A 10,663-nucleotide genomic window follows, 5' to 3' on the forward strand; every position below is an offset into this window, starting at 1 on the left:
GGGCAGGGCGGGGCGCCCAAGCTGCGCCAGCTCACCGGACTGGCGCGCAAGATGGACGAGGACCAGCTCGATGCCCTCGTGAAGGTAGCCCAGGTGTTGTTGCGCTGAAACGACGCGGGCCCACACCTGGGGCCCGCGTGCCTCCAGGAATGCTCGGCCGCTCGTTCTCACTCTTCGTTCGGTGCGGGCGTCGCCTCGTCGGCGTCCAGGCCCTCGGGGAAGATGCCTTCTTCGTCCAGTTCCACCCGGTCGCGCAGGACGGACGCCTCCGACAGCATCCGCGCCAGCTCCTCGCTCGCCTCCTTCCGGCCGAAGGGCTGTGACTCCGCCGCGAGCGCCGCCCGCAGCGCATCGCGCATCTCGGCGGCCGTGGCGTATCGCTCGGAGAGCTTGCGCTGGAGGGCCTTGTGGACGATGGCCTTGAGCGCATCCGGCAGGCCCGCCATCGCGTTCTCCACGTCATCGGGGCGGTAGCGGTTGACGAGCGCGATCATCTGCGTGAGGGGCACCGAGGGCGTCTCCTCCGTTTTCACGTCCACGGTGGCGTTGGGGGCCTTTTCGTCCTCCACGTCGAAGAGGTGCTTGCACGTCAGCATCTCCATGAGGACGAGGCCCAGCGAGAAGATGTCGGACCGGCCATCCATGGGCTTGCGGTGCAGGTAATCGGGCGAGGCGTACGCCACGTCGCCCTTGAGCAGGAGGCCCGGCGTCTCCTCGCGGCCCACCATGAGCGAGTAGGTCGCGCCGAAGTCCGTCACCTTCACCTCGCCGCTCTGGGCCACGCGGATGTTCCGGGGCGCCACGTCGCGGTGGATGATGCCCAGCGGCCGGTTCTCCGAATCTCTCAGCGTGTGCGCGTGGTGGAGGGCGTCGGCCACCTCGGCGGCGATGTAGAGGGCGAAGGGCGCGGAGAGCGGCTTCTCGCGCATGGTGGCGAGGCTGATGATGGTGTCCAGCGTGGGGCCGTCCACGTGCTCCGCGATGACGTGCGGCCGGTCAACGTGGATTTTCAGGTGATGGACCTGGGCGATGGCCGGGTGGTGGAGGCGGAAGGCGAGCTGGACCTCCTCGATCAGCCGCTGGCAACGCTCGAAGGTAGCGGGATTGCGCAGGCGCTTGATGGTGACGAGCCCGGCGAGTCCATGGGGGAGGTGACGCTCGGCCAGGAGCACCACCTCGCCGTTCCCTCGCCGCTCCAGCGTGCGGATGGTTTCGTACGTGGTGGTCTCGATGGTGAACCGGAGCCGGGGGCGGGCGCTCTCCAGGTTGGAGGTGTTCTCCAGCGTCGGGTCCTCCATCAGCGTTTCGTCGGTCGGCGTGCTGTTATCGGTCATGTGTGGCCTCCAGGTGGGAAGGGATGCGCGGCGGGCACTGGCTCGTGCCCCGCGGCTCCCTGTTGGAGCCGCGGCTGCGGGAAACAGGGTCGGCACCTCGCGCGGTCAATGGTCTACTTGTCATAAACCCATGGAGTATTACGTGCAACCACAGGACTCGGAGCGAGTGCAGCAGGGCGCCTTTCTGATGCAAGAGCCCGCCACTGCGCGTCATCCACCAGACGGCATGACGCCGCTTCGACACGACGCCACGTTGGCCGAGTGCTACAAGCCGCCATGGACTCTCAGATGGTGGAGCTTGTTGGTCGAAACTGGCTCGTCACAGAACTCCTCCGTGCCGGTTTGGAAGTGGCACGCCCAGAGCGAGACCGCGGAATCGACCTAATCGTCTACAGTGACCTGGATCATCAGATGGGGGACTTCATAGCCTGTCCTATCCAACTGAAGGCTCACTCGGATCGGTCGTTCAGCGTCCACAAGAAGTACGAGAAGTTCCGACGGCTTCTCCTTGTCCATGTATGGGACCTCGATCGCCCCTCCGATACTCGCGCGTATGCGCTGACGTACGCCGAGTCCGTTGGTGTCGCGGAGGCGATGGAGTGGACGAAGACAGACTCGTGGAAAACTGGGGGACGAACAGGAAAACCCGGCTATACAACGAACCGCCCAAGCCAGGAGTTGATCAGAATGCTGGAGCCCTACCTCATGACGACGGAGGCCTGGCGCGCCAAGATCAACACGATCGCGCGGATGAGTATCAGTGGTGCAGCATTCTGATGGCCGTGACGTCGTGTGCAGGCGCTGTCAACCACCCGGAATCAGAGAAAATAGGGTGGCGGTAGGGCACGGGAATCGAACTCGCCAGGGACGCCTCTCAGCGCCCCTCACCGGTTTTGAAGACCGGGCCGGCCACCAGGTCCGGAGGCCCTACCGCCGTCGATTACTGCCGAACCCCACGGGCCCCGTCAACCAACGCCACGCTCACCGCGTCTTCCGCGCCGCCTTGCCCGGCTTGAACCCCGGCAATCCGTTCACCATCGTGGACACCAACAGCCGCGCCAGTTCCTCCGGCGGCGAGCCCTTGAAGCCCGTACACGTCAGCCGCAGCGCCACGATGCCGTGCACCCCGGCCCACAGCACCTCCGCCAGCTTCGAGGGCTCGGCGTCCTCCGCAATCCTCCCCGCCGCCTTCAGGTCCTCGAACACCTTCACCAGCACCCCGAAGGACCGCGGCCCCGCGCCGTCCTCCGGCGCGTCCTTGAACAGCTCCGTCGACAGCTTCGGGTCCTCCATGAAGATGAGCCGGTACGTCTCTGGCTGCTCCAGCCCGAACTTCACGTACGCCTCCGCCAGCCGGAACAGCCGCTCCACCGGCTCCTCCACGGACGCCGCCGGCTCGAAAGCAGCCAGCAGGTCCTGGAACCCGCGCACGCACAGCTCCCGGGCAATCGCGTCCCGGTTCTCGAAGTGCAGGTAGAGCGTCGCCGGCGCGTACTCCACCGCGTCCGCCAGCTTGCGCATCGAGAGGGCACCAAAGCCCTCTCGCGTCACCATGTCCTTCGCCACCTGGAGGATCTGCTCGCGCAGCTCCGCCCGCTGGCGCTCCTTCCGCTCCGAAATCCCCATATCCCCACTGTAGGGCTTGACGTCCTGAACGGCCAGCAGTAGATGAACGGTGTTCATAATGAACGGCGTTCACAAAACGCTCGCCGTTCGGAACCCAGGGAGCGGACCATGGATACGGACAAGGTGGCGTTGTTTGGAGCGTCGGGCCCCATCGGACACAGCATCGTGAAGGCTCTTCGCGAGCAGGGGAGGGCGTACCGGGTGGTTGGCCGCTCGCGCGCCTCGCTTCAGTCGCAGTTCGGCGCGGACCCGAAGGCGGAGATCGCCACCTGGAACCCCGACGCGCCGGACACCATCCGCGCCGCCGCCCGGGGCATCCGCACGCTCATCTACATGGTCGGCGTGGACTACTGGCGCTTCCAGCTCCACCCGGAGCTCATGCGCCGCACCGTGGACGCCGCCATCGCCGAGGGCGTCGAGCGCGTGGTGCTCATCGGCACCGTGTACCCGTACGGCCGCCCCCGCACCACGCCCGTCACCGAGGACCACCCCCGCGAGCCGCACACCTTCAAGGGCCGCATGCGCAAGGAGCAGGAGGACATCCTCCTCGCCGCGGACGCCGCCGGAAAGCTCCGCGCCACCATCCTCCGCCTCCCGGACTTCTACGGCCCCGGCATCGACAAGAGCTTCCTCCACACCGCCTTCGTCGCCGCCGCCCAGGGCAAGCGCGCCCAGCTCATCGGCCCCATCGACCCGCCGCACGAGTACGTCTACGTGCCCGACGTGGGCCCCACCGTGACGGCCCTCATGGACGCCCCCGGTGCCTACGGCCGCTGGTGGAACCTCGCCGGCGCCGGCGTCACCTCACAGCGCAAGCTCGTCGAGGAGATCTACGCCCAGGCCGGCCACCCCGCGAAGTTCATGACGGCGGGGAAGGGGATGCTCCGCCTCATGGGCCTCTTCAACCCGTTCATGCGCGAGATGGTCGAGATGCACTACCTGCTCACCGAGCCCGTCCTCATGGACGACTCAGCGCTGCACAAGCTGCTGGGCACCGTGCACAAGACGCCCTACAGCGAGGGCATCCGCCAGACGCTGGAGGCCACGCGGGCCTCGCTCGTCAGTCCAGTCCCCGCTGCCACAGGTCGTCCTCATCCAGCCCCATGAGGTGACCGACCTCGTGCATCACGGTGATTCCAATCTGCTCGATGAGCTCCTCGCGCGTCCTCGCGAAGCGCTCCAGGTTGCGCTGGTACAGCACGATGGACGCGGGGAGCTCATACGCGTTCATCACGCTCCGCTCGCCCACGGGCGTGCCGCGGAACACCCCGAGGATGCTCGGGGACAGCGGCGGGTCCTGCCCCAGCAAATCCTCGTCCGAGGGCAGGTCCTCCACGGCGATGGTGACGTTGTCCAGGTACTGCTTCGCGTGGCGGGGCAGGGACTTCACCGCGTCCTCCACCGCGCGGTCGAACTCCGCCTCGGCCAGCTCCACCGGCGGGGGGAACTCCTCGGGCACCAGCGCTCGCGCCTTGTCGAAGCGCCGCTTCGCCTCCTTCTCGTCCCCGCGCCGCTCGGCGATGAGCCCCAGGTAGTGGTGCGCCCACGGGTCGTCCGGCGCGTCCTTCAGCACCTTCTCGAAAGCGGCCTTCGCCTCGTCGAAGCGGCACAGCTCGAACAGCGCGATGCCCCGCTCGACCTGCGCGTCCAGCGAGCGCGGCATGTGGCCGAGCGCCGCGTCCAGGCTCACCAGCGCCGTGGCGCACTCGCCCATCTGGTTGAGCCCCATGCCCTCCAGGAGGAGAAACTCGTACAGCATCTCCACGTCGTCGGCCTTCTGGGCCAGGCGCCGGCCTCGCGCGCACAGGGCGAGCCCCTCCGCCACCGCCTCCCGGTCCTCCCCGGCGCGGCACACCAGGCAGTCCGCGGCGCTCAGCAGGATTTCCAGGTCCTCCGGCGCCACCTTCAGGGCCTGCCCGAAGGCCTTCCCGGCCTCCTCCAGCCGCCCCAGTTCCACCAGGGCCGAAGCCCGGAAGTGGAGGGCCTCGGGAAGCTCGGGCGCGTCCGCCAGCAGGCCCTCCGCCCCGGCCAGCGCGGCCTCGAAGTCCCCGGCCTCGAAAGCGTCCGCCACCGCATCCAGCCGAGCCTCCACGCCACCCACCCCCTCTCGCTTCGCGGTCCGCTTCCCCATGGGCCGGCACATATGAAGGCACGCTGTGCGTTGTCAACGACGGGCACGGCTGTTAGGTTCCGGCGCCCGTCCATGTGTGACGGCCCGCCCCGTGAACATCCTTGTCGTCGATGACGATCTCGAGCTGTGCACCATGCTCTCTCGCTTCCTGGAGATGCATGGCTACACGGTCTACTCGGCGGCGGATGCCCTGCAGGCGCTCGACATCCTGGAGCGCAACCAGGTGGGCATGGTCATCACCGACTACCTCATGCCCCACCTGGACGGCATCCACTTCACGGAGATGCTCAAGGCCGACCCCCGCTTCCAGGCCATTCCCGTGCTGCTGATGACGGGCGCCCAGGACGAGGGCGTCACCGACCGCGGCCTGCGCAAGGGCGTGGCCCTGACGCTGCGAAAGCCCCTGGATATGGGTCAGCTGCTCAACCTCGTGCGCTTCGCCGAGTAGCCCCCCGGCCAGACGGCCCCGAGGGGCCCTGGCCCCGTCCGCTCGCCCACAGGCACGCCCTTCCTGGTTGACATCATTTCGCTGGCCCTTATGTTGGCGCTCGCCATGGCCGAGTGCTAACGGCCAGCGTCGTCACAGTTAAATCCCCCAGTAATTTCAGGAGGTTGCGATGGCAGCGAAGGAGATTTTCTTCCACCAGTCCGCGCGTGAGGCCATCCTTCGCGGTGTCCGGACCCTCGCGGATGCCGTGGCGGTGACCCTGGGCCCCAAGGGCCGCAACGTGGTCATCGAGAAGAGCTTTGGTTCGCCCACGATCACCAAGGACGGCGTCACCGTCGCCAAGGAGATCGACCTCGACAACAAGTTCGAGAACATGGGCGCGCAGATGGTGAAGGAGGTCGCGTCGAAGACCTCCGACAAGGCCGGCGACGGCACCACGACCGCCACGGTGTTGGCGCGTGCCATCTACGAGGAGGGCCTCAAGCTGGTGGCCGCCGGCCACAGCCCCATGGACCTCAAGCGCGGCATCGACAAGGCCGTCGAGGTCGTCGTGGAGGAGCTGAAGAAGCTGTCCAAGCCCACGGCGGACAAGAAGGCCATCACCCAGGTGGGCACCATCTCCGCCAACGGTGATGAGACCATCGGCTCCATCATCGCGGACGCGATGGAGAAGGTGGGCAAGGAGGGCGTCATCACCGTCGAGGAGGCCAAGGGCCTGGAGACCAACCTCGACGTGGTGGAGGGCATGCAGTTCGACCGCGGCTACGTCTCTCCGTACTTCGTGACGAACCGCGAGCGCATGGAGGTCGTCATGGACGACCCCTTCATCCTCATCAGCGAGAAGAAGGTCTCGTCGATGCAGGACATGATTCCCATCCTGGAGCAGGTGGCGCGCTCCGGGAAGCCGCTGCTCATCATCGCCGACGACATCGAGGGCGAGGCGCTGGCCACCCTGGTGGTCAACAAGATCCGCGGCGTGCTGAACGTGGCCGCGGTGAAGGCGCCGGGCTTCGGTGACCGCCGCAAGGAGATGCTGAAGGACATCGCCACCCTGACGGGCGGCATGGTCGTCAGCGAGGAGCTGGGCCACAAGTACGAGAACCTGACGCTCAACGACCTGGGCCGCTCCAAGCGCATCACGGTGGACAAGGACAACACCACCATCGTCGACGGCGCCGGCACCAAGAGCGAGATCGAGGGCCGCATCAAGCTCATCCGCTCGCAGATCGACACCGTCACCAGCGACTACGACCGCGAGAAGCTCCAGGAGCGGCTGGCCAAGCTGGTGGGCGGCGTGGCCGTCATCAACGTGGGCGCCGCGACCGAGACCGAGATGAAGGAGAAGAAGGCCCGCGTGGAGGACGCGCTGCATGCGACCCGCGCGGCCGTCGAGGAGGGCATCGTCCCTGGCGGCGGCGTGGCCTTCCTGCGCTGCCTGCCCGCGCTGGAGAAGCTGAAGCTGGGCGGTGAGCAGGACTTCGGCGTGGAGATCATCCGCCGCGCGCTCCAGGAGCCGCTGCGGAAGATCGCCTCCAACGCCGGCGTCGAGGGCGCGGTGGTCATCAACAAGGTCCGCGAGGGCCAGGGCGCGTTCGGCTACAACGCCCGCACCGAGGTCTACGAGGACCTGGAGAAGGCCGGCGTCATCGACCCGACAAAGGTCGAGCGCACCGCGCTGCAGAACGCCGCGTCCGTGGCCTCGCTGCTGCTGACCACCGAGGCGATGATCGCCGACCGCCCCGCCAAGAAGAAGGGCAAGAACGGCGGCGGCGCCGGGATGCCGGACTACGGCGGCGACGACATGGACTACTGAGCCGCTCACGGCGGTCCGGGGCCGATGAGGCCTCGGGCCCCCCGAGCCGGTGAGGTGTTCCACTGATGCAGGACGCGGCCCCGGATGCCTCCTCGCGAGGCGCCGGGGCCGTGGTCTTTTCGGGGGTAGGGGAGGGCGTCAGGGCACGCGGCCCACGGCGCCGCCGGTGCCGCTCTCCTGCGACGTGTAGAGGAGGGTGCTGCCGTCCACGATGAGCCCGCCCGGTCCCGTACCCGGGGGCCCCACCGGATCCGACGTCCCCAGCGCGCACGTGCGCACGCGGCGCAGGAAGTCCGCGCCGTCGGCACGTGACTCCTTGAAGTAGATGGTCCCATTCAGTTCCACCGGGAACCACGGGCCCTGGAGACCGTCGGCCAGCACCTCGGCGGTGCCTCCAGCGCGGGGCAGCCGCAACACCCGGCCGGTGCCCCCACCGCCCTCGGTGACGAGGAAGTGCGTGGGGGTCACCTCCAGTGAATTGCCTTGGAGGATGGTGGCGTCCCGCCGCTCCGCGGGCGCGCTGCCGTCCAGCGGGACGCGGTACAGACCCGAGCTGTTTCCGGCTCCCGTCCCCGCGCTGACGAGGAACCACACGTCCGAGTCCACCACTCGCGCGCCACGCACCAGGGCGCCGCCGACGCCGGTGTACAGCGCCAGGCGGTTGCGGCCATCGGTGTCCACCCGAACCAACCACCGCTCTCCCGTGGCCACCACCAGCACCTCACGGCCGGCGAGGGTGGCACGGAGCACCTCGGTGCCGCCGACCGTGACGTTGGTGAGCGTCGTGTCGATGGCCGGCTCGTGACGTTTGCCCGTCGCCTTGTCCACCCGCCATAGGCCACCCAGGTCGAGCACGTAGACGCTCGTCCCATCCACGGCGATGGCGTCCGGTGCGCGGAAGCCCGTGGCCAGAACCGTGGGTGGACCTCCCGCGCGGGGCAGCCTCAGAACCTGTCCCGGTCCCGGACTCGGCTGCTGGGGGTTCAGGGAGTGTGACTCGGAGATGTAGATGTCCGTCGTGTCCACCGCGAGCCGGCGCGGCGTGTTCAGTCGCGTGGCCAGCTCCGTATCGGGCTCGGCCGCGGGCGCCTCACAGCTTCCGCCATCCACCGTGCCCGCGTCGCCCGCTCCCGCATCCGTGCCCGCATCGGAGCCGGAGCCACCATCCAGCTCCGTGCCTCCGTCCTCCGTCGGGCCCGCGTCCTCTCCACCCGTCCCGGAGTCCTCCGTCGCGCCCCCATCCGGCCGCTCCGTCGGCGGGGGCTTGTCCGAGGAACAGGCCACCGCGAAGAGCAGGACGGACAGGAGCGCGAGTCTCATGGGACCTCTCTCTTGAAGGCGCGGCTCAGCTCACGGCTGAGCGCCGTGGTATCGGACAGCAGCTTCGGAAGGCACGCGGCGGCACCGGCGCGCAGCGACTCCAGCGCCGTCTCCATGGTGAGGTGCTCGGCCAGCACGACGAAGGGGGCGCCCTGGGCCAGCGCCTTGGCCAGCTCCAGCGCCTTGCGCCCATAGGCCGGCGCGAAGTCCCAGCTCACCACCACGCCCACCGGCGTCGCCATCGCCATCAGCTCCGTCGAGGGCAGCACCCGCGCCTCCAGCCCCAGCATGTCCAGTGCCTCGGAGATGAGCCGCGCCGTCGTCGGGTTGTCCTCCAGCACGTCCACCCGCCGCACTTCGGCCCCGGGGGCCACCACTGGAGGCACCGGCGGCTCCGAGGACAGCGTCGTGCGCAACAGCCCGCGCACCTGCCGGATGTCGTCGAAGGGCTTGAGCAGGTAGTCCACCACGCCCAGCTCCAGCGCCTGCTGCGTCGTCACCAGCGACGGGTAGCCCGTCATCAGGATGACGCGCGAGTTGGAGTAGAGCCGCCGCGCCTGCTGCGCAAGCTCCAGCCCGGACAGGCCCGGCAGGTTCTTGTCCGTGACGATGAGGTCCACCGGCGCTTGGCGCAGCAAATCCAGCGCTTCCTCGCCGCTGGCCGCCTCGATGACCTCGCACTCCTTGCCCATCAGGTCGCGGAAGACCATGCGGATGATGGTCTCGTCATCCACCACCAGCAGCCGCTTGCGCAGCTGCGGCGGCGCGTCCGTGGCGGGGAAGAGCACCCGGAACACGGTGGCCGGCGGGGGCACGTCGCGAATGGCGCCCGGCGCCGCGAGGCCAATCGTCGCGTTGTGCTCCTGGGCGATGCGCTTGCACACCGCCAGCCCCAGTCCCGTGCCGCGCTTGTTGGCGGTGACGTAGGGCTCGAAGATGCGCTCGCGCAGCTCCACGGGGATGCCCGGGCCCCAGTCCGCCACGTACAGCACCGGAGAGGCGCCCTCGCGCGAGAGCACCACCTTCACGCGCCCGCGGCCGGCCATGGCGTCGCGCGCGTTGTTCAGCAGGTTCAGCGTGAGCTGCTCGATGAGCCGCGCGTTGCCCTGGATGGTGATGTCCTCGGGCGCCTCCACCTCCAGAGACATGCGCGCCGAGTCCGGGTTGACGCTGAACAGCTTCGCCGCCGCCCAGATGGGCGCCGCCAGCGACAGGCGCTGCTGCGGCGCGTGCCGCTCGCTGGCGAGGCGGATGTAGTCGGAGACGATCTGTTCCATCCGCTCCACCTGCGCCAGCAGCAGCCGCAGCGGGCCGGTGGGGCCACCGTCCTCCGCGAGCAGCTGCGCGTAGGCCTTCACGCCCAGCAGGGGCTGCCGCAGCTCGTGCAGCACCTCCGCCGCCAGCTGTGCCGAGTGCGCGCCCGCACGTTGCAGAGCCGCCGCCGCCGCGCGCGCGGCCGGCAGATCTCCCGCCTCCAGGGCCTGGAGCAACTGGGAGAGCGGCGCGGGTGTTTCCATGGCCCGAGCATGGCGGAGGCAGCGGTATCTACGCAACGCGGGCGGAGGGATTCCGTTGACCCGGGCCCCTGGCCGCGCGGATGCTCCCCGCGTCCCCTGGCGCCCCGTCCAGAACGTGGACGCCACCACCGGCCTCGGGAGGGCCTTCATGCCGCAGACCAACCCGTTCCACTCGCTGGTGCCCCGGAAGATGACCGACTCCGAGCTGGCCCGCTCCATCCGGCTGAACATCGAGGCGGAGCTGGACGCCATCAACCTCTACGCCGCCCACATCGATGCCACCGACAACGAGGAGGCCAAGGCCATCCTCCGTCACGTCATGGACGAGGAGCGCGAGCACGCCGCCCTCTTCTGGCAGCTGATTGCCCGGTTGGACCCCGAGCAGGCCCAGCATGACCGCGAGGCCTCGGAGAAGTACCGGCTCATCACCACCGGTGCCCCACACGAGGAGGTGGAGGCGGTGGGCAAGGAGGG

10 protein-coding genes and 1 tRNA gene are annotated in these 10,663 nt (G+C 68.8%); 5 read left to right on the forward strand and 6 right to left on the reverse strand.

The window, feature by feature from the left end; all coding sequences use genetic code 11:
* Positions 1-167: 167 nt before the first annotated feature.
* Positions 168-1,334 carry a serine/threonine protein kinase gene (locus tag HG543_RS46470; RefSeq protein ID WP_169351404.1) on the reverse strand — a complete coding sequence of 389 codons (1,167 nt, stop codon included), beginning with the start codon at positions 1,332-1,334 and terminating at the stop codon, positions 168-170.
* A 276-nt stretch (positions 1,335-1,610) separates the two neighbouring features.
* On the opposite strand from HG543_RS46470, the gene HG543_RS46475 reads away from it, so the two are divergent.
* Entirely contained in the window at positions 1,611-2,111 is a 501-nt protein-coding gene (locus tag HG543_RS46475; RefSeq protein WP_169351405.1) for a hypothetical protein, read from the forward strand.
* Between the two features lie 56 nt (positions 2,112-2,167).
* Here the strand turns inward: HG543_RS46475 and HG543_RS46480 are convergent.
* Together HG543_RS46480 and HG543_RS46485 are read right to left on the reverse strand one after the other, a co-directional pair.
* Positions 2,168-2,266, reverse strand: a tRNA-Sec gene (locus HG543_RS46480).
* Between the two features lie 49 nt (positions 2,267-2,315).
* Positions 2,316-3,017 (reverse strand): TetR/AcrR family transcriptional regulator, encoded by a 702-nt coding sequence (locus HG543_RS46485; RefSeq protein ID WP_169351406.1) that lies wholly within the window; start codon positions 3,015-3,017, stop codon positions 2,316-2,318.
* 51 nt (positions 3,018-3,068) lie between these two features.
* Between HG543_RS46485 and HG543_RS46490 the strand changes: the two genes are divergently transcribed.
* Positions 3,069-4,067, forward strand: coding sequence for an NAD-dependent epimerase/dehydratase family protein (locus HG543_RS46490; RefSeq protein ID WP_169351407.1), 999 nt, complete (start codon positions 3,069-3,071; stop codon positions 4,065-4,067).
* Here HG543_RS46490 and HG543_RS46495 read toward each other — a convergent pair.
* Positions 4,021-5,091 (reverse strand): metallopeptidase family protein, encoded by a 1,071-nt coding sequence (locus tag HG543_RS46495; protein WP_171818428.1) that lies wholly within the window; start codon positions 5,089-5,091, stop codon positions 4,021-4,023. The two genes, HG543_RS46490 and HG543_RS46495, sit on opposite strands and share 47 nt — an antisense overlap.
* A gap of 91 nt (positions 5,092-5,182) precedes the next feature.
* Between HG543_RS46495 and HG543_RS46500 the strand changes: the two genes are divergently transcribed.
* Positions 5,183-5,539 carry a response regulator gene (locus HG543_RS46500; RefSeq protein WP_169351408.1) on the forward strand — a complete coding sequence of 119 codons (357 nt, stop codon included), beginning with the start codon at positions 5,183-5,185 and terminating at the stop codon, positions 5,537-5,539.
* 169 nt (positions 5,540-5,708) lie between these two features.
* Positions 5,709-7,352, forward strand: a complete 1,644-nt coding sequence (gene groL / locus HG543_RS46505) for a chaperonin GroEL (protein ID WP_169351409.1) — start codon at positions 5,709-5,711, stop codon at positions 7,350-7,352.
* Positions 7,353-7,490: 138 nt separating this feature from the next.
* Here groL and sinM read toward each other — a convergent pair whose 3' ends face one another.
* Together sinM and sinK are read right to left on the reverse strand one after the other, a co-directional pair.
* Positions 7,491-8,672 (reverse strand): signal integration modulator SinM, encoded by a 1,182-nt coding sequence (gene sinM, locus HG543_RS46510; protein WP_169351410.1) that lies wholly within the window; start codon positions 8,670-8,672, stop codon positions 7,491-7,493.
* Positions 8,669-10,189, reverse strand: coding sequence for a hybrid histidine protein kinase/response regulator SinK (gene sinK, locus HG543_RS46515; RefSeq protein ID WP_169351411.1), 1,521 nt, complete (start codon positions 10,187-10,189; stop codon positions 8,669-8,671). Before sinK ends, sinM begins: the two co-directional genes overlap by 4 nt.
* Positions 10,190-10,337: 148 nt before the next feature.
* Between sinK and HG543_RS46520 the strand changes: the two genes are divergently transcribed.
* Positions 10,338-10,663, forward strand: a 326-nt coding sequence (locus HG543_RS46520) for a demethoxyubiquinone hydroxylase family protein (RefSeq protein WP_169351412.1), incomplete at its 3' end; no start/stop codon positions are given.

It is taken from the genome of Pyxidicoccus fallax, from assembly GCF_012933655.1.
In the GTDB taxonomy this organism is placed as follows: domain Bacteria; phylum Myxococcota; class Myxococcia; order Myxococcales; family Myxococcaceae; genus Myxococcus; species Myxococcus fallax.

Excerpts from the sequence above, each read along its gene's own strand:
- groL (WP_169351409.1), top strand. The coding sequence starts at position 5,709 with ATGGCAGCGAAGGAGATTTTCTTCCACCAGTCCGCGCGTGAGGCCATC.
- sinK (WP_169351411.1), bottom strand. The coding sequence starts at position 10,189 with ATGGAAACACCCGCGCCGCTCTCCCAGTTGCTCCAGGCCCTGGAGGCG.
- HG543_RS46475 (WP_169351405.1), top strand. The coding sequence starts at position 1,611 with ATGGACTCTCAGATGGTGGAGCTTGTTGGTCGAAACTGGCTCGTCACA.
- HG543_RS46495 (WP_171818428.1), bottom strand. The coding sequence starts at position 5,091 with ATGGGGAAGCGGACCGCGAAGCGAGAGGGGGTGGGTGGCGTGGAGGCT.
- HG543_RS46490 (WP_169351407.1), top strand. The coding sequence starts at position 3,069 with ATGGATACGGACAAGGTGGCGTTGTTTGGAGCGTCGGGCCCCATCGGA.
- sinM (WP_169351410.1), bottom strand. The coding sequence starts at position 8,672 with ATGAGACTCGCGCTCCTGTCCGTCCTGCTCTTCGCGGTGGCCTGTTCC.
- HG543_RS46470 (WP_169351404.1), bottom strand. The coding sequence starts at position 1,334 with ATGACCGATAACAGCACGCCGACCGACGAAACGCTGATGGAGGACCCG.
- HG543_RS46485 (WP_169351406.1), bottom strand. The coding sequence starts at position 3,017 with ATGAACACCGTTCATCTACTGCTGGCCGTTCAGGACGTCAAGCCCTAC.